This is a genomic window from Labrenzia sp. PHM005, assembly GCF_006517275.1.
Classification (GTDB): Bacteria; Pseudomonadota; Alphaproteobacteria; order Rhizobiales; family Stappiaceae; genus Roseibium.
This window is the reverse complement of record NZ_CP041191.1, coordinates 686899-708764: the sequence shown is the minus strand read 5'-3', so window position 1 is coordinate 708764 and position 21866 is coordinate 686899. Positions and strand designations below refer to the sequence as shown.

Annotated in this window: 17 protein-coding genes; 7 read left to right on the top strand and 10 right to left on the bottom strand. The window is 53.6% G+C overall.

The window, feature by feature from the left end; translation table 11 throughout:
• Positions 1 to 13: 13 nt before the first annotated feature.
• On the top strand, positions 14 to 754 hold the full coding sequence (locus FJ695_RS03230) for an SDR family oxidoreductase (protein WP_141184098.1): 741 nt from the start codon (positions 14 to 16) through the stop codon (positions 752 to 754).
• 24 nt (positions 755 to 778) lie between these two features.
• Here FJ695_RS03230 and FJ695_RS03225 read toward each other — a convergent pair whose 3' ends face one another.
• The 6 genes from FJ695_RS03225 to FJ695_RS03200 all read right to left on the bottom strand — a co-directional run bounded on the left by FJ695_RS03225 (position 779) and on the right by FJ695_RS03200 (position 8849).
• Positions 779 to 1135, bottom strand: a complete 357-nt coding sequence (locus FJ695_RS03225; RefSeq protein WP_141184097.1) for a cupin domain-containing protein — start codon at positions 1133 to 1135, stop codon at positions 779 to 781.
• Between the two features lie 196 nt (positions 1136 to 1331).
• Positions 1332 to 2615: a Vi polysaccharide biosynthesis UDP-N-acetylglucosamine C-6 dehydrogenase TviB gene (gene tviB / locus FJ695_RS03220; protein WP_141184096.1), complete on the bottom strand. Its 1284-nt coding sequence runs from the start codon at positions 2613 to 2615 to the stop codon at positions 1332 to 1334.
• 8 nt (positions 2616 to 2623) lie between these two features.
• Positions 2624 to 3637, bottom strand: coding sequence for an NAD-dependent epimerase/dehydratase family protein (locus FJ695_RS03215; protein WP_141184095.1), 1014 nt, complete (start codon positions 3635 to 3637; stop codon positions 2624 to 2626).
• Between the two features lie 133 nt (positions 3638 to 3770).
• On the bottom strand, positions 3771 to 6806 hold the full coding sequence (locus tag FJ695_RS03210) for an aminotransferase class III-fold pyridoxal phosphate-dependent enzyme (protein WP_141184094.1): 3036 nt from the start codon (positions 6804 to 6806) through the stop codon (positions 3771 to 3773).
• Between the two features lie 225 nt (positions 6807 to 7031).
• The gene (locus FJ695_RS03205; protein ID WP_141184093.1) at positions 7032 to 8207 is read right to left on the bottom strand and encodes a matrixin family metalloprotease; all 1176 of its coding nucleotides are present in this window, start codon (positions 8205 to 8207) and stop codon (positions 7032 to 7034) included.
• Positions 8208 to 8381: 174 nt separating this feature from the next.
• Positions 8382 to 8849: an Lrp/AsnC family transcriptional regulator gene (locus tag FJ695_RS03200; RefSeq protein WP_141184092.1), complete on the bottom strand. Its 468-nt coding sequence runs from the start codon at positions 8847 to 8849 to the stop codon at positions 8382 to 8384.
• A 135-nt stretch (positions 8850 to 8984) separates the two neighbouring features.
• Between FJ695_RS03200 and FJ695_RS03195 the strand changes: the two genes are divergently transcribed.
• Positions 8985 to 9944, top strand: a complete 960-nt coding sequence (locus tag FJ695_RS03195; RefSeq protein WP_209010900.1) for a pyridoxal-phosphate dependent enzyme — start codon at positions 8985 to 8987, stop codon at positions 9942 to 9944.
• A gap of 79 nt (positions 9945 to 10023) precedes the next feature.
• Here the strand turns inward: FJ695_RS03195 and FJ695_RS03190 are convergent, their stop codons facing one another.
• From FJ695_RS03190 to FJ695_RS03180, 3 genes are read right to left on the bottom strand one after another with little or no spacing between them, the layout of a single operon-like run.
• Positions 10024 to 10854, bottom strand: coding sequence for a glycosyltransferase (locus FJ695_RS03190; protein ID WP_141184090.1), 831 nt, complete (start codon positions 10852 to 10854; stop codon positions 10024 to 10026).
• Positions 10855 to 11769, bottom strand: coding sequence for a glycosyltransferase family 2 protein (locus FJ695_RS03185; RefSeq protein ID WP_141184089.1), 915 nt, complete (start codon positions 11767 to 11769; stop codon positions 10855 to 10857).
• A gap of 4 nt (positions 11770 to 11773) precedes the next feature.
• Positions 11774 to 13660 carry a hypothetical protein gene (locus FJ695_RS03180; RefSeq protein ID WP_141184088.1) on the bottom strand — a complete coding sequence of 629 codons (1887 nt, stop codon included), beginning with the start codon at positions 13658 to 13660 and terminating at the stop codon, positions 11774 to 11776.
• A 268-nt stretch (positions 13661 to 13928) separates the two neighbouring features.
• Between FJ695_RS03180 and FJ695_RS03175 the strand changes: the two genes are divergently transcribed.
• From FJ695_RS03175 to FJ695_RS03160, 4 genes are all read left to right on the top strand, one after another.
• Positions 13929 to 14243, top strand: coding sequence for a helix-turn-helix transcriptional regulator (locus FJ695_RS03175; RefSeq protein ID WP_141184087.1), 315 nt, complete (start codon positions 13929 to 13931; stop codon positions 14241 to 14243).
• A gap of 502 nt (positions 14244 to 14745) precedes the next feature.
• Positions 14746 to 17247, top strand: a complete 2502-nt coding sequence (locus FJ695_RS03170; RefSeq protein ID WP_141184086.1) for a calcium-binding protein — start codon at positions 14746 to 14748, stop codon at positions 17245 to 17247.
• A 158-nt stretch (positions 17248 to 17405) separates the two neighbouring features.
• Positions 17406 to 18947 carry a class I SAM-dependent methyltransferase gene (locus FJ695_RS03165; RefSeq protein WP_141184085.1) on the top strand — a complete coding sequence of 514 codons (1542 nt, stop codon included), beginning with the start codon at positions 17406 to 17408 and terminating at the stop codon, positions 18945 to 18947.
• A 202-nt stretch (positions 18948 to 19149) separates the two neighbouring features.
• Positions 19150 to 19350, top strand: a complete 201-nt coding sequence (locus FJ695_RS03160) for a DUF6447 family protein (RefSeq protein ID WP_141184084.1) — start codon at positions 19150 to 19152, stop codon at positions 19348 to 19350.
• 306 nt (positions 19351 to 19656) lie between these two features.
• Here the strand turns inward: FJ695_RS03160 and FJ695_RS03155 are convergent, their stop codons facing one another.
• The gene (locus tag FJ695_RS03155; RefSeq protein WP_168206245.1) at positions 19657 to 20028 is read right to left on the bottom strand and encodes a hypothetical protein; all 372 of its coding nucleotides are present in this window, start codon (positions 20026 to 20028) and stop codon (positions 19657 to 19659) included.
• Between the two features lie 253 nt (positions 20029 to 20281).
• On the opposite strand from FJ695_RS03155, the gene FJ695_RS03150 reads away from it, so the two are divergent.
• Positions 20282 to 21862, top strand: coding sequence for a M10 family metallopeptidase C-terminal domain-containing protein (locus FJ695_RS03150; RefSeq protein WP_141184082.1), 1581 nt, complete (start codon positions 20282 to 20284; stop codon positions 21860 to 21862).
• Positions 21863 to 21866 lie beyond the last annotated feature (4 nt).

Genomic DNA, 21866 nt, shown 5'->3' with positions numbered 1-21866 from the left:
GGGAGTTTGACCCATGAGATTGCAGGGCAAAACAGCGATCGTGACAGGCGGGGCGTCTGGCTTTGGAGCGGGCATCGTGCGCAAGTTCGCAGCGGAAGGCGCCAAGGTCCTGATTGCTGATCTGAACGTGGATTTGGCCGAAGAGGTCGCGGCAGAAGTCAGTGGATTTGCGGCCAAAGCTGATGTTGCCAGCAACGAAAGCGTGGCGGAGCTGGCTGAAATCGCGGCCTCAAAACTCGGCGGCGTCGACATTCTGGTAAACAACGCCGGCATCACTCATCTGCCGAAACTGATGCAGGATGTGACGGAAGATGAGTTCGACCGGGTGATGGCCGTCAACTGCAAGTCCGTTTATCTGACCGCGAAACACTTCGTTCCGGCGATGATCGACCGAGGCTCTGGCGCAATCCTCAATGTCGCTTCGACCGCAGGGCTCAGCCCGCGCCCGAAGCTCAATTGGTACAACGCCTCCAAGGGTTGGATGGTGACCGCGACCAAGACCATGGCCGTTGAATTGGCTCCGAATGGTGTGCGCGTTAACGCGCTTTGTCCGGTCGCCGGAGAAACCCCGCTCCTGAAAAGTTTCATGGGTGAGGACACCCCAGAAATGCGGGCGAAATTCCTCTCCACCATTCCAATCGGGCGGTTCTCGACACCCGAAGACCTCGGCAATGCCGCCTGTTACCTTTGTTCCGATGAAGCCGGTATGATCACCGGCGTTGCCATGGAAGTCGACGGCGGCCGCTGCATCTAGCCGTTTACTGTTAGGAGCTGGCGCTCAAATTCTTGGTTTGGGCGCCGGTTCGCGGTCGGCATCGCCGGAATTAGGTTCGCCTTTTGGCTCAATGAGCAGCACCTTGACCTCTTCTTCCGCGCGCGGCCGGTGGACGACCCCTTTCGGCACGATGAAAAGCTCACCGGCTTTGACCACCTGCGGCTCTTGGCCTTCGATATCCATGATCATTTCGCCGTCAAGAACGAGGAAAAAATCATCCGTGTTCTCATGCTGGTGAAACGGAAATTCTCCTTTGAATTTCACCACCATGACATCGTTGGTGTTGTAGTCGCCAACAACATGTGGATCCCAGTGGGTCGCGAATTTGGTCAGTTTCTCAGAAAGATTTATCGGCTGCATGGTTCGATCAGGTTCCTGTCCAATGTGTCTGTTGCGCCCACGCTTGCGCAAAGTGCGGGCGCTTGAAAACAGAATTCAGATTGGAACAACCTATCTCAGGTGTTTTCAAACGTCTTGAACGATTGTGTACACGCGTTTGACTGAGACCGGCCACGTGGATTTCTGACTATGCCGTTGACGCGGGGCAGAAAGGAAACTACAGCCGCAGATCTACGTCGTCGCCCGAAAAAACGTTCTTCAGATCGTAAATCAGGTGGTCTTCCTTGCCGAAGGCACGGACTTTTTCGATTCCCAATTCCTTGAACTGTTGGTGTGCGACCGCGACAACGATCGCATCGTAGCCATCGGGCTTGGGGTCACTCACGGGATGTATGCCGTATTCGCTTGCGGCGTCGTCGCCATCCACCCACGGGTCATAAACGTCTACATCGACATTATAATCCTTGAGTTCTTCAATGATGCTGACGACACCGGTGTTTCTGAGGTCTGGGCAGTTTTCTTTGAATGCCAGTCCCATGACCAGAATTCTTGCGCCGGTCATCGGCAAGCTCTTACGGGTCATGGCCTTGACCAGCTGAGAGACCACATAAGATCCCATGCCATCGTTGAGCCGGCGTCCCGCCAGAATGATTTCCGGGTGATAGCCCGTCGCCTGGGCCTTGTGCGTCAGGTAATAGGGATCGACCCCGATGCAGTGGCCACCGACAAGACCTGGCCGGAAGGGTAGGAAATTCCATTTGGTTCCAGCCGCTTCCAACACCGCTTTGGTGTCGATGTCCAGCCGGTTGAAGATGATCGCCAGCTCGTTGATAAGCGCGATATTAAGGTCCCGCTGGGTGTTCTCGATCACCTTGGCCGCTTCTGCAACGCGGACCGATGGAGCTTTGTGGGTACCGGCTTTGATGATCGAGGCGTAGAGCCTATCCACGAAATCGGCGACCTCTGGTGTCGAGCCGGATGTGACCTTGCAGATATCCGGAAGGCGATGGTTCTTGTCGCCTGGGTTGATCCGCTCGGGACTGTATCCTGCAAAAAAATCCTCGTTAAAGGTAAGACCTGAAACCCGTTCCAACACAGGAACACAATCTTCTTCTGTCGCGCCCGGATAAACGGTGGATTCGTAAATCACCACATCACCGGTTTTTAGAACCTTACCGATCGTTTCGCTGGCACGGAGCAGAGGCCCAAGGTCCGGCTGTTTGTAGCCGTCAATCGGCGTCGGCACAGTAACGATGAAAGTCTTGCAGTCGGCAAGATCCTGCGGGTCGCTCGTAAAAGTCAGGTGCCGGGCAGCAATAAGCTCGTCTTCAGATACCTCCAGCGTGGTATCGGTGCCGGTCTTTAGTTGAGCGATGCGTTCCGGGTTGATGTCGAAGCCGGTGACGGACTGTGTTTTGCCGAATTCGCTCGCCAGCGGCAGGCCGACATACCCAAGGCCGATGACGGCAATTTTTGCGGTGTCCGGGGTTTGGCGCAACATAACCTAACCTAAACCTTGTAGTAGTCGCGGTACCACTGCACGAATTTGGCAACGCCTTCACGGAACGGGGTTTGCGGCCGGTAACCGGTCAGGTCCTGAAGCAAGGTTGCGTCGGCCCAGGTTGCCGGCACATCACCGGTCTGCATCGGCATCAGGTTACGGATTGCCTTCTTGCCAAGCTCGGCCTCAATTGCCTCGATGAAATCCAAGAGCCGGACCTTGTCTGAATTGCCGATATTGACGACGCGATAGGGCGCGGCCGGGCTCAAATTGTCTTTCTCCGAGGCCGTGTCGCCCGCTCCCGGGATCGCATCCATCAGGCAGCGGATGCCGCGCACCAGATCTTCTACATAGGTGAAGTCCCGAAACATATCGCCATGATTGTAGATATCGATCGGGGTCTCTTCCAGAATACCCTTGGTGAACTTGAAGAGCGCCATATCCGGCCGGCCCCAGGGACCATAAACCGTGAAAAAGCGGAACATGGTGATCGGGATTTGATGGATGTGCGCCCAGGCATGGCCCATCGCTTCATTCGCCTTTTTGGTCGCAGCATAGATGGTCAGCGGTGTATCGGTTTTTTGGCTTTCTTCAAACGGCATCTGTGTGTTGGCGCCATAGACTGAACTGGTCGAGGCCATCAAGAGGTGCTGGACGTTCGCCGCCTTGGCTGCCTCCATCACGTTCATAGTGCCGACAACATTGGCATCAACATAGGCGCGCGGGTTTTCCAGGCTGTAGCGAACGCCGGCTTGAGCAGCCAGATGGATGATCACATCCGGCCTGAAGTCAGAGATCGCGTCCGAGACGCGGTCGTTGTCCTCCAGCCGCGCGATGGTTGACGAAAACGAGCCATGCTGGTGCAGGATCTCGTGGCGGCGTTCCTTCAAACGGACATCATAATAATCCGTCATACCGTCGAGACCGGCGACCTCCCAGCCGTCCTGCAGCAAAAGCTCGGCAAGGTGAAATCCGATGAAGCCGGCGGACCCGGTGATAAACGCGCGTTTTTTGGGAAGCATGCTGTCTCTTCTGAATTCCAGATCCGGCGGGCGCTTCGCATCTTGGATGCGTTGAAATTAGTTATTCACCGGATGAGGAGATGTCCAGAGCGGACCTTACAAAAACTGCGCTGTTTGTCAGAGCCTTGCTGTATCAGATGATTTTACCCAGAGTGTCATCAAGGGCATTCAGGAAGTGATCGCATTCTGCCGTGCCAAATTGCGCGGGCGGTTTGATTTTCAAGACATTGTCAAAGGGGCCTTCGCTCGAGAGAAGAATCGCGTGGTCTTCCTTCAAAATCTGGATGATCTTCGCCAATTCTTTTGCGGCAGGTTCGAGAGTCTTGCGGTCTTTGACCAGCTCAATTCCAATGAAGAGGCCCATCCCGCGGACATCGCCGATCAGCGGGTGTTTTTCGGCAAGCTCGCGGGCGCCGTCCATAAGCCGATTGCCGGTGACAAGACATTTGTCCTGCAGCCGCTCATCTCTGATGACATCTAAGACAGCAAGCCCGGTTGCTGCCGAGACGGGGTTGCCGCCGAAGGTGTTGAAGTACTCCATGCCATTGGCAAAGGAAGCTGCGATTTCTGGTGTGGTGATCACCGCGGCCATCGGATGACCGTTGCCGATGGGTTTTCCGAGCGTGACAATGTCCGGCACGACATCTTGTGCCTCAAAGGCCCACATGTGTGAGCCGACCCGGCCAAAGCCCACCTGAACCTCATCTGCTAGGCACAGACCGCCTGCGGCCCGAACATGCGCATAAGCTTCCTTCAGATAACCGTCGGGCAGGGTGAGCTGGCCACCCGTGCCCAGGATCCCTTCGCTGAAGAAGAGGGCCGGATTTTTGTTTTCTGCGGCAAGCCCCTCGATCTGCCGGTGCACATCGGCTGCATAGTTCTTTCCAGCATCCATATCGCCATAACGCCAGCGGCCCCGGTAAAGGTCGGGCAACTCAGTGACTCGAACATGCTTGGGCCGGCCAGAGCCGCCATTGCCGGCAAACTTATATGGACTAACGTCAATCAGGCTGGACAAGTGGCCGTGATAGGCGTGATCGACAGTCAAAAGATCGTGGTTGCCAGTATGAGCACGGGCGATCCGGATGGCCAGGTCATTGGCCTCGCTGCCGGAGTTGACGAAGTAACAAACGTTCAGTGGATCCGGAAAAAGGCTGGCCAACCGATTGGAGTATTCAACCAGATTATCATGCAGATAGCGGGAATTGGTGTTCAGCTCAGCGATCTGCTGTTGGGCGGCCTTGACCACACGTGGATGGCAGTGCCCGACATGGCAGACGTTGTTGACCATATCGAGCCAGCGTTTGCCGGTTTCATCGATGAGATAACAACCGTCTCCGCTGACGATATTCAGTGGATCGTCTTGGTAGGCAATGCTCAAGGCGCGGCCAAGCTGAGCGTGACGCTCGTGGATCAGGCTGTCTTTGTCCCTTGCAACCACAGTTGCTGCGGGAACGTTCAAACCTAGAAAGACACTTGGATCCGGGCTGATATCGCGCCAGACAGACCATTGCTGGCGGACACCGACGCCATGCATTCGCGCTTCCAGTCCCAGGTGATCAGTGACGAGCTGAAAGTGCAAATGCGGCGGCCAGCTTCCGTTTTCCTCACGGCGGCCGATCTCGGCAAAGGCTTGGCCCCGGGAGATTTTCTGCCCTGTCTTCAGCTTGGCGAAGCTTTGGCGGGACAAATGACCATATAGGGTCCAGAAGACATCTCCCGTTTTGGTCTTATGCTCAAGGAGCACAGTTGGTCCAAAGCCATTTTCGACAGCATCGTCATAAAGGAATGCACACGTGCCTTTCAACGGCGCGTAAACTGGTTCGAGCGCCGGTGTAAACAGATCAATGCCCAGGTGAATGGAGCGCCGGGCGGAAGTGTTGGCAGTTTCAAATGCGTCGCTTTTGTAGATTGTCCGGTTTTCACCATAGAGGCCAATGCCAAAGTCGGCTTTGGCCTCAAGGATCTTGTCATCGCAATAGGCATCAAATTCGATCCCAGAAAAGGCTGAGATTTGCGATGCATCTGGTGCCGACGTGGTAAAATCGAAAGTGATTGTTTTTGGTTTAGGTGTTTCTGGCCGGATTACAGGCGCAAACGTATGGGCGTTTTCTTCAAGCCAGCGCATAATCCGCCGGGCTTTTGGAATAGGGGCCAACCCGCAAGCTGCACGTAGACGCAAGACCGCCAAGCGATGGTTTTCGGTGTTAACACGCCGGAGCTCGCGCCACACATCTTCCTGACTGACCAGCAGATAGTGGTTTTCCGGCGCCTCCCGGATCTGTTTGGCTGCCATGCATATAGAGACTGCATATCGTGTCTTGATCAGGTCGACGATCAAGTCGCATTCGTCTTCGGTAATCGGATTGATCTGGTGATAAGCTTTTGCCAACCGAGCGGCTGTTCCAATGGGGTCTTCCGTACCAATCAGAGCATATGCGCTGGCAACGGCAATCTCGACCACCCGATAGCTTTCCACCATGTCGCCGAAGTCGAGCAAACCGCTGACCCGACCGGCTTTATCCAGCAGGACATTGTAGTCGTTGGCGTCGTTGTGAATGACTTGGCGTGGGCAGTTTTGTAGCCGGGGCAGGACATCTGATACAAATCGGTTCAGGATCTCCGCAACCGTTTGGCGCTTGTCGGCATCATCGATGAATTTGCAATAAGTCAGGTGCTTTGAGGCTTGGGCAATATCCCAGTCATAGCTCCTTTGAGCGCCTGGGTGCTGGAAGCTTTCCAGGCTCTTGTCTAGCCGGGCGAGTAGCGCGCCGAGGGTGTCTATAGCCTCGGAGCCGCGGTTCTCTGCTTTTGCCCAAACGTCTCCGGCCAGCCAAGTCAAAAGCCGTACCTTGCGCGGACCCTCAAAGGTGTTTGAACTCATGTTATTGCCGTCAAGGTCTGGAATGGCCCTTGAAACCGGTAAGCCTGGATCAACCTTGTTCAGGTGTTCCAATACGGCAACTTGCATGTCCAGAATGTCATCGTCGTCATCGGCATGAAGTTTTAACAGATAGTCCTTGCCGTCGATGCCGCCGATTTTGAAATTTAGATCGTGTTCGCCGGGAAGCCCGTTGATAGATCCTTGAAGGTCATAGTTTTCAAACAAGATTTTGCGGACGCCGCCAAGCGACGTGTTTGCGTCACCAGCATGGGCAAAGCCGTTCATTATAGTTGTACCTTCACATCGGCAAGAGTGTTATAGGATATTGGATCCAAAAAAGGATACTATCCTGCCGACATAAGTGATTTCAAGCCTTTAAATCATCGCAACTTTGCAAGAACGGCGTTCTTTCACGCAATTCCTACAGCCCTTTCATGGCCTAGTCGCGGCCATGGGGACGATAGGCGTGAACCCACTGACTGATCTTAGCGGTTCGATAAGTCCGCTGTTTTATCCGAATTCAACGTTGCTTTCTGGCGCCTGAAGACCCACGAGGGCAGCAACGGTCTCTGCGTCCATCGTGTCATCCAAGCCGTATTCGAAACTCATTGCGGCGGAAGCGGTCAGGGATGGATTAAGGAAATAGGCCGCCCCTTCATTGGTTGCGTTGAGTGTGGTCAGTAGAATATCGATTTCAGCCTGGTTTGAAGAATAGACATGTCCCTGCAAAGCCGGGACATAGAGCCGGAACACCCCTGTGGTGTAACCAAGAGCGGCTTCTTCCCCACGCGTTACAAACCAAACGCCGGATTGCTGTTGGGACCAGCCTTGGTTTTGAATGATCGAAATCTCAGTCGTGTCTGCTGTAAAGAGATATCGGCCGGAGGATTCGTTGAACATGCGGACAACGGGGATTGTTCCCGTCTCTTGCGTGGTTGCGGCTTGGAATGCCGCACCTTCGTTTAACCAGCTCGGATTTGTGGCTGCAATTGTTGAGCGTTGGGTGTCACCGGTCGCAAAATAGTGGGAACCCGTGGTTGGATTGAAAAACCGGAAGATGTTCTCGACGGCCGCAAGAGGATCGCTGTTGGCTCCATAAAGCGTTTGAACAGCGTTAATGTCATCCTGGGTCAGCGCGGTCCCATAGTTGTCCCCGATGGTTACAGCTTGCATGATGCTGCCTGGAACATCGCTATGGTCAATTCCCAAGCTATGTCCGATTTCATGGATGGATGTGCTTAAGAAGGACGTCGTCGTCCAGCTTTCAGCGGTGTCATAAATGATATGGGATCGTGTATTGGTCCAAGTGGCGCCTCCGTCAATCGACGTAAAGCTGGTATCTGCAAAACCCAGGGTGTTGCTCGCACCATCTATGGCATCCATGGCAAAACGGATTTGAACATCGCTTGCATCTGTTACTTCACTGAATGAGATATTTGCAACCACTGCCCAGGTATCAAAAGCCTGCCGAATGGCCTGCTGGAAATTCGGATCAGTGATAAAGGCATCAGAGGAGTAAGCGACACCGCCTCGGGTTCCTGAAATCACAGAAGTGGCAAAGCTATAGGTGACAGTACCGCCAGCGGTTCCTGCAGCGCCGCTGGTCCCCCATTTGTGTAGCGGATCATCAAGCACAAACTCACTGACGATGTTTCCAGAAATCGGGGCCGTATTAACAACTAACATCCCATTCCTCCGTCTTTAAGCTGACGCTACAAAGTTAACTATAGTCCATTTATGCGCACAACATTGCGATTTTGTAGGTGCTTGGCTCGATCATTTGAAACGTGATGATCGCAAGCATAACTCAGTAAGTTTATTGCTAATAAGTCGCCGTGAGAGACGACCGAAACACAAGTATCACAATACTTCCAGCGGTACTTCCAAACCGACTTTCTTACGGCCCATCACAACAGATGTCCGAAACCGGCGGACATTGGCGTTCTGGAAGAACAGGCGATGGGTCAGCGCCTCAAATTCCTGCATGTCTTTGGTCATGCATATCAAACAGAAATCCGCGTCTCCGGTGACATAGTAACATTGCTGCACTTGGGGTTCCTGCCGTGCCCGATTTACAAAGGCATCGATCTGATCCAGCCGCTCCCGTTCCAGTTCCACCATGATGATGAAACTCATGGCCTGTCCAAGCTTGGTGCCGTCCAGAATTGCCACTTCACGCAAGATGAGGCCGGATTCCCGCAAGGCCTTCAAGCGTCGCTGGACCGATGCGGTCGACACGCCGGTCAGATGAGCCAATTGCTCAAGGCTGGTGCGTGCATTGTCCTGCAACGTATTGAGGATAGTGACGTCAACTTGATCGATTTTCATACGATCTTCCCGAAATATTGAGAAATTTTCTCGAAAAACCTATGTCAGTGAAACATTCGGATCAACGTAATTGGCTAGTCTCGGTTTATGGAAAAGCTATCGTTTAAGCTCGATCACGAGCATCCCGCCCAGCTAATGACACTCTGGTCAGATACCGCTGCGACTCCACTTCTGGAGCAGACGTTTGAACCGTGGACCGTTCAGATCAAGGATGAGACCGGGCGCATGGGCCTTGGTGCGTTCAAGGCACTCGGCGGTATTTATGCTGTCGCCCGCCTGTGTCTCGGCGCTTCGATCCCGGACAATGTTACCTTGGACATGATCCGCGAAAAGGCGAAGGGAAAAACCTTTGTTTGCGCAAGTGCCGGCAATCACGGCATGGCCGTTGCCAAGGGCGCCCAGATTTTTGGCGCGAACGCCCGGATCCATTTGGCGGATACAGTACCCGAAAGCTTCGTGGCCCGGTTGCAGGCCGTCGGCGCGAAGGTTATCCGCTCTGGTGCCACCTACGAAGACAGTATCCAAGCCGCCATTGAGGACGCAGAAGCCAACGATTTTGTTCACTTGGCTGACGGGTCGTGGCCTGGGTACACCGAACCGCCCCGCTTGGTTATGGAAGGGTACACGGTGTTGGCCGAAGAATTGCGGGCAACCTATTCACGCAGTGGCGAATGGCCAAGCCATGTGTTTCTTCAAGCTGGTGTTGGAGGTATGGCCGCCGCGGTCGCCTACATGATCCGCAAAAACTGGTCTGTCCAGCCCCAGATCATTGTGGTGGAGCCGGATGCAGCTCCATGTCTTCGGGAGGCCGTTCGGGACGGCAAGGTCGTTGATGTTCAGGGGGCAACGTCGAACATGGGCCGCCTGGATTGTAAGACAGCGTCTTTGTTGGCGTTCGAAATTCTCCGGGAAGCAGCGAACACCTTTTTGACCGTAAGCGATGACGAGGCGACGGAAGCCGTAGCTACTCTGAAGGCACAGGACATTCCCGCAACGACGCCGTCAGGTGCGGCCGGATTTGCTGCGCTCCAGAAACTCAATCCGCCAGCGTCCGCCCGGCCACTGATCATCGTCAGTGAAGGGGATGTGACGTGATCCGAACTCACAGCCTTTGTCGCTATCCTGGTATGATGCCATTGATAGCGGCGACTCCTCCCGGTTCCTAAGGGGTTGATTAGAAAACCTTCAGGCCATGAAGCTGGTAGAATTGGAATGCGGATCTTGCAAACAGCTTGATGTGGCCAAATCCTTTTCGTGCAGCGTGGCCGCCTTCATGGATCACCCGAATGCTTGGCACATAGGCGATGCGGGTGATTTTTCCTGCACGCAGGGCCAGATCAAAATCTTCAAAATAGAGAAAGAACCGGGGGTCAAATCCACCGAGTTTCCGGTAAACATCGCCGCGGAACACCATAAAACATCCACTGACGATCGGCGGAGCCCAAAAAGTTTCTAAGCCGGTTTCTGCGCTCATTTCATAGCGGGCGAGACGGTTGCCAAATAGTTTTTTCAAAAATTCTGGGGCGAACCCGCGCAAAAGCAAATCGAAGAGCGCTGGATAACGCTTGCACAAAAACTGCCGGGTTCCATCGGGCCAGCAGGCTTGAGGTGTTAGCAAGCCGCAGTCATCGTGTTTTTTGAAAAAATCGACCGCTTGAACAAGCGCATCTTCAGCCATTTCAATATCTGGATTGAGCACCAAATGGATCTGACCGGTGTCGGCAAGCACAAGATTGTGGCCCCGGCCAAAACCGATATTGCCGTGTCCTTCTAGGATCTCGAAAGGGATGTCTTGTAAAACTGCTGCTGTGAGGTCTGGCACAGCTTCTGTTTTGCAATTCTGGACAATAAAGACCTTCGTATCGGCCGCGCCAAGTTTTTGGACAGCAGTTGAAAGGCTTCTTAAGGTGGCTTTGAAAACCGCCAGATCCGGCTGGTAAACCACCAGAGAAACCGTCAGCAACGGTATATTCTCGGGAGGCTGAGCTGGTTTGTCCGCAGTCATCTACTTGGCGCCCATGCGCCCGCGCAACCCATCGGCTATGCCGGCGAGCATCATCTGGCCGTGCTTCAATCCCTTTGGAGCTGCCACAGTGAAAAAGAGAAACTGTCGGAACATGCGCCACACCAACAGGGCCGTCCACACTTTTGGCAACCAGGATTGCCTAATCAGCCAAACCGCGTTGCGCAGCTGATAATAGTGACGCAAAGGGCTGTGCAGCGGGACCCGGTGGCCGCGGATCGGGATGTGATCATCACCAAGGGCGTGCTCCATGTGCGCGCCGAAAACCCCATAGCTAAGGTACCCCATTGCGCGGGCTCGAAGACCCCATTCAATGTCGACGTAATCAATGAACAGCTCGTCGACCATGTCGCCGACCTCGTCGAAAACGTCGATTGGTGTGAGGCTGCCGGAGGCGATCAAGAAGTCGGTTTCGACAATAGCATCCGGGGCTATCATTGGCCGCCGTTTTAACCTCAACCCGTCCCGGTAAACGAAGGATCCGGTCTCGCCTTGGCGCGGGTCGACATAATTGGCACCAACCGCGGCAACTTTCTTGCCGCCCGCCCGGAGGCTTTGTTCTGCGGCGATGAGCTGGTCAACCATATCAGGTGCCGGAAGGCTGTCCTGGTCGAGCAGCAAAACGTGGCTGGCGTTCAGGTCCCGGGCGATCTTGATACCGACGTTCTGAGCGCGTGCGATGCCGAAATTCTCGCCAAGACATTCCAGCTGTGCATGGAAGGTCGCTTTAAGCGCAGTCAGGTCGGTGTCCGATCCATTGTCGACAATCACCAGGCTATCGACCTGCGGTGCGATCAGCTCCAGCAGGCGCGTGAGCGCAGGAATGTCGGGGTGGAACGTCACCACAACACCGCAGACCCGGGACTGGGCCCCGGGCGCGGAAGGTGTCTCAGTCATGAAACTAGACCAAACCGTAAGCTACGAAATCTTGATAGTGCCCGACCATCGAGACCACCATGCCGTCCTCGTTGACCCAGCTGCGGGCATGAGGCCGGTCGGTAGCATCGTCTACCGCAGACTTGTCGTAAAACACGAGTTCAGTCGCGGAACCGGAATTGAAAAACACGATTTCGACGGTGTCGATGATATGCATGACGTTTGAAAGGAAGAGGTCGACCCGAATATCAAGTTCCTCAATTTCCGCATTCACCGCAGATAATCTTGGTGTTTCCGGTGCGCTCGGGTCTGGCGTGCCGAGCCCAGGTGCCGGTTCTGCTGGAGCCGGGGCAGCGGGTCCATCGGTTTGCGGGTCACTCAGGCCCGGGAGCAAATCGGAGACGGCCGCAAGATCACCATCCGTGCCGGCGGCATCGTCATCCAGACCATTAGGGTCGGTGTCTGACCTCCAGGTTTGCAGAAAACCTGTGAACGTATCAAAATCGTCTTGGTTCATGGTCGTCGAAACAGCGGCAACACCAACTGTATAGCTGGACCCGGAGCTGAGCTTGTCCAGCGCGGCCGTCGTAACACTGTCAGATGTAATGTCTGTTTCGACCGGTGTAGCTGCCGGTTGAGCCGTAACGGCCGGATCTTGCTGTGTTGGTTCCGCGGAAGCAGTTTCGTTATCGTCGGAAACAGCAGTTGTTTCCTCGCTAACGCCATCGGGCTCAGCCGCATGGCCTGCATTTTCGGCCTCAGTTGTCCGGGCGCGCGGCTCGTCAATTGGAGCCTCTAAGGCCGTCAGATCGCTGGTAACCGTATCGGCGGCCAAATCTGCAAGATGCAGCTGGAAGTCGACAACATCGGCCACTTCGACCGGGGATGCGCCTTCCAGGCTTTCCAGCACAACAGGCGTGGCATCAAACCCGGTTTGGATATCACCTGGGATTTGGTCGGCAACGTGCCGCGACGAAGCAGAAACGCTTTCAGCAAGTTCCCGCAGAGCAAAATGAAGACCGGCAATCGAAAACTCATTGCCAGAAGTCGCGTCGCTATCCTTGCCAGCTTGGGATCCGTAAAAGCCGTAGCTGAAGGCGATGATGGCAAGGCTGGCGGACACCGCTTGTGCTGCCGGGGATGCTGTTGCTGCCATGGCGCCGAAACCGGCGACCAAGCGATCCGAACCCGGTGCTGCACGGTCGCTGTCTGGGTAGGCCGCGCCCGACGCGGTGTCGGATTGACTGTTTTGGCCAGCTTTTGTGTTTTGGTTGTCAGCGCCGCTGCCAAACGGTGCAGACTCTGCGTCCGGCAGCTGGCTGTCGCCGGCTTGATCAAACTTCAACAATTGATCAACCGGCAGGATCATGTCTTCCGCCATGTCGCCGGCCGCTTCCGTTGCGCTGGCGATATCGTCGGAAGCCAGATACAGCGTCCAGATGAGCGCGGCGAGCAGAACGGACGGATGCAGATAAACCGTGTTGTCTTTCAGCATCTTCGGCCGGAAGCTGACCACATTGCCAGTGTCTTCCGGCTGGCGCAAAGCGGCCAGCTGTTCAACGAACCTGTCGATCAGGGTGGTGAAATCGGGGCCTTCCAGCAGGCCGGAGAGGCCAGGGCTGTCCAGCAGATACCGGCCGTCGGCGCGGGCAAGGTGAACAAACACATCACCGTCTTCGCGGCAGAACACAAACCAGGGGTCGTTTTCATCTGTGACACCGCGGCCGGTCGACATCTTGATGCCGGCCTGGATCAAAAGCGATTCGACCCTATAGAGATCCGCCAGCTCCTGGTTGGTCCAGTCGCCATCTGGAAACGCGGTTGCCGTGTCCGGGGCGCTGACCACAAGTGTGCCGTCAACGGTCGTTCCGACCTGAGGCACAGGGGTTACCTGCGCCTGCGTCAAGTCCACAGTGCCCTCTAAATTGAGCCTGGATGTATCAATGACCGATGAAGACGACCTGCCCGGAAAGGCAATGATTTCGACCATATGCGTCTCTCTATATATGCGTTCGGCGGCACACTATGGTTTCAAGGTGTTTGCGTCCAGCCAAAATGCAGGCCGCAACCCCCGGAATCTGCCAACCACGACATAAATATCACATTCGCACTGGATTTTGCACACTATTTCCTGTACAAAATTTATGTGTGGCAGGTTCCCCTCAAGGTGGCGATAAAAAATGCAGTTTCAATCCAGTGCGAAAACAAACGACGATAAACGCCAGGATTTGCGTCTTCAGGCCGGGAGCTGGCTCAAGGCGGCGCGCGAAGAAGCAGGCCTTTCCCAGCGGGACTTGGCCACCAAGATGGGCGCGCTCTATTACACCTTCATTTCCCAGATCGAGAGCGGCAAGGGCCGGTTGCCGGCGGACCGCTATGAGATCTATGCCGGCGCCCTTGGTGTCGATAAGCGGGACTTTGCCATCAAGATGCTCGAGTTTTACGAGCCGACCACCTATGAACTAATTTTTAACCAGAAATCTGGCACTGAGTAATCAGCGGAGATTCGAAATTCCATCCGGGGTTGCGAATCTCAAAAATGCCTGTTAGGGGTTGATCCGTATTTGTAGCGGAACAAGAAATCACACTGTCATTAAGGCCCTTGAAAAACCTTCCATGCCTCTCAAGAAAATGCTAAAATTTTAAGTAGGATGAGATTCTCCTGCGATTGGTATTTTTTACAGTAGAGTTTCAGGTGTGAATATTTAAGCAGACGGTGAATTGGGCTTCGGTTCCTGTCTGGATGAGGTGTTTTTGCGTCATAATTGCCACGCGCCCAAAAATAACGCTAAGTCATTCAATTGACTGCTAAAAAACTTCGAAAAAATTTGACTTCCCTTCAAGAAAGTGCTTGTCAGACGCGCGGTACAGTGTTAGCTGTACAGTAATCACTGAACAGTCTGTTTTTGGCTGGGCGGTGAGATGCGGTGGTCGGGATTGATCACCCGGCGTACCAGACGTGACGTCACAAGAAATAAGATCTTAGGAGAAATGAGCATGTCTCTTTCATTTGACGCAACCTTTTACCAGTCGCAGCGCCCGGACGTATACAACGCGTTCATCGCGACCGCTGGCTCCACCGGCCTGACCTGGGCTGAATTTGCGCAGCAGCACTACAACACCTTCGGCCGTTTTGAAGGGTCTGACCCGTCTGCGTCCTTCAGCACCAGCTACTACCTGTCGACTTACCCGGATGTTGCCGCTGCCGGCGTCAACCCGTTTGACCACTTCCTGGCTTCTGGTTCATTGGAAATGCGCCAGCCGTACAGCACGTTCCCGACATCTTCTTTTGTCGCTGCTGACTATGCTGCTGCAAACCCGGATCTGGCTGCTGCTGGCATTACCTCTGATGCAGCTCTTTACCAGCACTTCGTCATCCATGGTCAGTTTGAAGGCCGCTCTGGTGCTCCGGACGTATCGATCCCGAACTCAGGTTCTACCTTTACGTTGACGACTGACATCGACAACCTGACCGGTACTTCTGGCGATGATGTCTTCAATGGTGTTAACGGCACTACCGATACATTCACGCTTCCAGACACAATCGACGGTGGCGCAGGCAACGACACGCTGAGCCTGATCATTGACACCGGCGGTACGGTTCCTGGTGCGACTGTAACAAACATTGAGACCCTTCAGGTTCGCAATACTGTTGCACTTGACACTGGTGGTAATGGCGCCATCGATCTCGGTAACTTCAGCTCTGTGACGTCTTTCGAGTCGCTGAACAACACTGAAGAAGTTGAGCTTGACAACGTTGGCACCAGCGTAACTAGCCTGTCCATGAACGGTTCCCGAGACGACCTCCTCGTCGATACCGGTGCAATCACAACTGTTAACCTGATGCTGAACAACGTCAACGGCGCTGCTGCCAATGATGATGTTGACTTTGGTGTTACAGCCGCTTCCACAGCAGTGACCACGTTGAACGTGACTTCTAGTGGCAACAGTACACTGGAACAGCTTAACACAAATGAAGTTACAACAGCTTCTTTTGCTGCAACTGGTGGTAGCGTCAACATTGTGGACTGGAACGCAGCGGCGGCACTTAAGACGCTGACAACTTCTGGCTCGAATGATGTTACTTTTGGTGATCTCACTAACGCTGCTGCTCTGGAAACCGTTACCCATTCCGGTACCGGCACTGCCAACTTCGACCTAGGTACAGCTCTTGCTGCTACAGTTACTTCCGTGACTGCTTCCAGCTCGGGCGCACTCAAGGTTACTTCCGGCGCCAAAACAACTGCTATCACTGGCGGTTCTGGCAACGACGAAATCGGCATTGGCGCTCTTGTTTATGACGGTTCTGCAAAAGTTGATGGTGGTGACGGTACAGGCGATATCCTGTCTATCAGCGACTCGACTGCTACGATCTTCACAGCTGGCGCTAAGGCTAACATCTCCAACTTCGAAATCCTGAAAGTGGCATCCGGTGCTACCGAAACTTTCGACTTTGAAGCTCTGACTGGCCTGACTGGTTTGATCATCGATACTGCAACGTCAGCGGTTGTAACAAACCTTAGCAGCACAGCTGCTGCCGACGTCGCTGTAACAGGCGTTCAAACAACTGGTCTAAATGTTGGTGTGAAAAACGCAACCAACCCGGGTACAACAGATACTTTGAAGTTGTCGCTGGATCACACTACGGCCGATACTGCTGTAACCGTTGCTGGCTTCACCTCGCTTGGCTTGGAAAATCTGCAGATCAACAGTTCAGGTGCTGGTACCAATACCAACACGTTCGAACTTGCAGGCGCCAACGATCGTCTCTCAACAGTTACGATTACAGGCGATAGTAAGTTTACTCTTACAGATGCAGCTGACATTGGTACGGAAGTATCTATTGATGCGTCTGCAGCTACTAACGAAATCACCATCACAATGGACCAGAATACATCTGGTCAGTCGATCACTGGTTCGTCCACTGCCAAAAACACCATCACCGGTGGTACCGCGGTTGATATCATCACTGGTGGTGCTGGTGTTGATATCGTCAACGGCGCAGCTGGCAAAGACACCATCAGCACTGCAGGTGGTAACGACGTTGTAACAGTTGACGTAAACAACTCTAACGACACGATCACCATCGGCGATGGCGCTGACACCGTGAAGTTCTCTGGTGCTAACTTTGCGGCTATGCTCGCAACTTCTTCGGATGTTGGTGGCATCGTATCCATCACCGACTTTGTTGCTGGTACCGATAAGATCGGAATGGTTGACACTGGCGGTGCGAATACCGGCATCACGCTTCAAACAGCTCAAACCATTGCTACTGCCGCAAACCTGACAGACGTCTACGCAGGTATCACTGCTATCGGTGCATCTGTTGATGGCGGCGCCCTGAATGGTGTCTTGGTTACCGTATCTGGCGGTGCAGCTGCCGGTACGTACCTCTACATCAACGATGCGACTGGTGCTGTATCCAACACTGATGACTTCCTCATCAATGTTACCGGTGTCACCGGCACCATCACTGCTTCGGACTTCGTATTCGCATAAGCAGAAAATAGTTTTCGGACACTACGTTCGGAACCGAATGAGCCAGCCCCACGGGGCTGGCTTTTTTTGTTGTTTTGGGCCATTCCAAGCGCTTGTGGCTTGCGTCTGCAAATCTCTCTGTTAAGCAAGGACTTGTGAGTTTGTAACTGGAGGTGAATGTGCAGGATTGGAGTGACGGCTATGTAGCCGATATTGAATACAATCACGGTTTCTACCGAGAGCTGGCGCCAGCACATCTTTCATTTGCATCGTTGACACAGGGATTTCGAACGCCTTCACCTGAAAGGGCGTTGAATTACTGCGAACTCGGCTGTGGCCAGGGGGTGTCAATGAATATCCTTGCAGCAGCCAATCCACATATTTCGTTTTACGCGACGGATTTTAATCCCGGACAGATTACCAGCGCTTCTAGACTTGCTGAGGATGCTGGATTGTCGAATTTACATTTTTATGATGCTGCTTTTGACGAGTTTGAGCATGAACCTAGCCTTCCCAGAAGTTTTGACATTATTTCATTGCATGGAATTTACAGCTGGATCAGTGCCGAAAACCGAGCTCACATAGTTCGCTTTCTTCAGAAAAAACTGAAACCTGGCGGCCTAGTCTATATCAGCTACAACACCCTTCCTGGGTGGGCTGTCAGTATGCCATTGCGGCAGCTGCTTGTAGACCATGCGACCAAGTCAACAGGACCTATAACGACCCGCATAGACAAGGCTTTGTCTTATGCCCAAGACTTCAACTCAGTTGGCACCGACTATTTTTCAAAAAATGATCTAGTGATCGAACGATTGAAAAAAATGGCTCCTATGCCACGCAACTATCTGGCACATGAGTATTTTAATAAGGATTGGACACCGTTTTATTTTTCGCAAGTTGCCGACGAATTGGCTGGGGCAAAGCTATCATTTCTGGCTTCTGCACATGTGCTCGACCAAGTGGACATGGTGAATTTGACCGGCGAGCAGCAGAAGTTTTTGGCGTCTGAACCCGATCCCCTACGTCGACAAAGTCTTCGTGACTACATTGTTAATCAGCAATTCCGTCGGGATATTTTTGTCAAAGGCGGTGAAAAATTCAATCTTGCGGACAGTCGTGCAGCTTGGCTCGACCATCGATTCACACTGGTTAAGCGCCGAGAGGACGTGCCACTTACCTCCAATAGTCGATTGGGCGAGGTAACTCTGAACAAGGACGTCTACGATCCTATTTTGGATGGATTTTCCAATGGTCCGGCGACCATTAGAGAGATCCTGAAAAATAAACAAATTGAAGAATTTGGGTGGCAAAAACTCCAGCAGGCGCTCGCCGTTCTTGTCGGTGCTGGCGATCTCCAGCCTTGTTTGACTACGAAAAATGAAAAAAAACGTCGAGAAAGTGCGAAATTGATGAATCGGACACTCATTGATCGTTCGGAAGGGGGGACTGACATTTCCTTCCTGGCGTCGCCAGTGACCGGCAGTGGCGTGGCAGTGAATCGTATCGAGCAGTTATTTCTTAACGCGCGCATCAAAGGAATGAAAACGCCTTCTGATTGGGCGGCCTCCACTTGGGAGAAGTTGGACTCACAGGGCCACAAATTAAAACTGGAAGGAAAAACGCTAGAAAATCCAGACGATAATCTCACTGAATTAAACAGACAAGCCAAAGAATTTGAGGAGAAGACACTCCCTGTACTCTCTACGCTTCAAGTAATATGACGTTGATAAGTGAAATAGGGTTACAACAAAATGCTAAAAGGCGAGATAGTACGCCGCGTTATCGGTTGATGCGCCTCAAGCGCAACTTTAAAAAACTGATGCGTAAATCAATTTGATTTTGCTGATATAGTACCTTAAGCAATCTCTTCATTTGAACTCCGTCAGACCGGTTCAACCTTGTCCTAAACTAAGGAAGTAATTGATGACTGAAGCCCAAGGCAACATCACTATCGATGGCCGTGAATATGCGATCTCTGATCTGTCGCAGGACGCGCTGAATCAGCTGTCGTCCATGACAACGGTCGACCGCAAGATCGCCGAGCTGCAGCAGCAGATCGCGATTTATCAGACCGCGCGCAACGCCTACGCCCAGGCCCTCGCTGCGGCGCTGCCGAAAGACTGAGTTCTCTCAAGTCTTTTAAAAGTGACGAAAAAGCCCCTTCCTATGCGGAGGGGTTTTTTGTTTTTGGGCTGCAGAACCTGCACTCGGCTGTCATCCCCGACTTGAGGAGCCTGTCCCCCACCTGATCGGGGAGAGCCCCACTCGTTCGCAGAGCCTTTGTGATAAGGTTTCAGACCTTGCGGCAAGCGGCTTTGCGAATAGATCCCCGCCCAGATCGATTCCTTTCGGCGGGGATAACCGAAGAGAGCGCGGCGCTGCGTTTCTTAGAAGCGAACCTGTTAGCGAGAAAAAGCTCTAACTGAAACCCTACCGCCGTTTGTTGACGATCCTGAGGGTGCTGTGGCGGTCTGAGAGGCAGGATGGGACAGCCTGTTCTGAGGTGAATTCATCTTCTGGGCCGGCGCCACCAAGGATCTGATAGCGGGCTTTGACAAACGTTTCCGGCGCTGACAGGCCCGTCAGAGAAATCGTCTTTTGCCAATCCGCCCCAGGACCAATGGTCTGCGGGTCCAAATTCTCAACAATCCAAGCGGTTCCATCAGAATCGAGCCAGCGGATATCCATGAGCTTGATCTCTTTCGACGAGCGATTGGTAATCATCACCCGGTGCGGCGGACAGGTGATAGCGGCTGCCGTATTGAGAAACTGAGGGCCTAGCAGCGCCGCGCTTGCCAGCAATCCGCAAAACCCGGCCAAAGCTGTTATCTTTATAACTTTGTTTAGCATCCTTCTTCGCGCTCGCTTCAGATGTGTTTGCCCATGCCTATCATGCGTTTGAATGGATGAACCTGCCCTGAACAGTTCCCAAGCACCGTCTGTGCCTTGCTTTTGATGGACCCCTTCCGTCAGGTTGGTTTAGACTGTCGGTCATCTGACCGCAGCCGAATACATTTCTAGGGCTGGCGGTCATGCGTGAATTTGGGGGGCTTTCATGCAGGAATTTGTGGTTGTTTCTACCATCCCGACCAATGCTTATGTTGCGGGGCTCATTACCGAACCTGCCAATCCCAATCCGGTCCGATGGGCGGCGACCGCACCCCTTAAAGTCTTTTTCGACGATACCGGCGAGCGCGCCTGGTCGGCGGCGGAAAAGGCCGCCGCGCTAGCCGCGTTTGCCGAATGGGAAGCGGTTGCCAATGTGTCGTTTGAAGAAACGGCGGTGCGTTCCGACGCCAATATCCTGCAGACGCTGACCAATTCGGAATTCGTTCTGGGCCAGACCACGGCTCCGGCGGATGGTGTCAATCCGCCGACCATTGAATACAGCGTCTTCAACAATGCACTGACCTATTTCAATCCGGGCGGTGACACATATCAGACCATGGTGCATGAGATAGGCCATGTTATTGGGCTCTATCATCCCCACAGTGGCACCACGTTTCCAGGCGTGACGCTGAATGACGATCAAGACACGGGCGACAACGCGCTCAACCAGCAGATCTGGACAACCATGTCCTATGCTGTTGGCTGGACGGGTGAGCCGCGCACAACGCTGGACTACGGCACCAACATCGGGCCTATGGCGTTTGATATTGCTGCCGTGCAATACCTTTATGGGGCCAAGGCAGCCCAAACTGGAAACAACACCTACACATTGGCAACCGTCAATCAGATCGGCACAGGCTGGGATGCGATCTGGGATACCGGCGGAACTGACACTATCTCTGGAGCCGCCGCCACCACCGGCCTGACAATCAATTTGAATGCAGCGCCGCTGACAGGCGCCAACGCCGGTGGTTATGTTTCCTGGGTGTCCGGCATTCAGGGCGGCTTTACCATTGCCAATGGGGTTGTGATCGAAAACGCCACCGGCGGCAGTGGGGCGGATACAATTACCGGCAATTCGGCCAACAACACGATTGATGGCGGTGGTGGCAGTGATACGGTGATTTTCACCGGCGCTCGGTCGGATTATGCAGTCTTTACCGGGTCCCAAGGCCAAACCGTCGTCGCGGATACGTCCGCCAGCCGCGACGGCAAGGATTTTCTGACCAATGTCGAGAACCTGACTTTCAACGGAACCACCATCACCAACGAACAAGCGGTGGTGGAGCCGACGGACGCCGATGGCAGCGCCTATCAGGTTTACCGGTTCTACAACACTGGAACCGGCTCACATTTTTTCACGACCAGCTTGAGCGAGCGCAACACTGTGATCGAAACGCTTGATGGCCTCAGTTATGAAGGCAATGCGTTTGATTCAAACGTGACTGAAGCCAATGGCACAGCGGTGTTCCGCTTTTTCAACACGTCAAACAGCGTTCATTTTTATACGGCCAATGCGGCTGAGGCAGCTGACATCCGGCAGAACCAGAGCAACTTCCAAGACGAAGGCATTGCCTATTATGCCTCGGCGGATGCCAGCAATGGCGGCACTGCACTTTTCCGGTTCTTCAATACACAGAACGGCAGCCATTTTTTCACCGTTTCGGAGGCCGAACGGGACAACATCATCAGCACGCTCGGGCATTACAATTATGAAGGTGTTGCTTTTTACGTCGACCTGGCGTGACAGG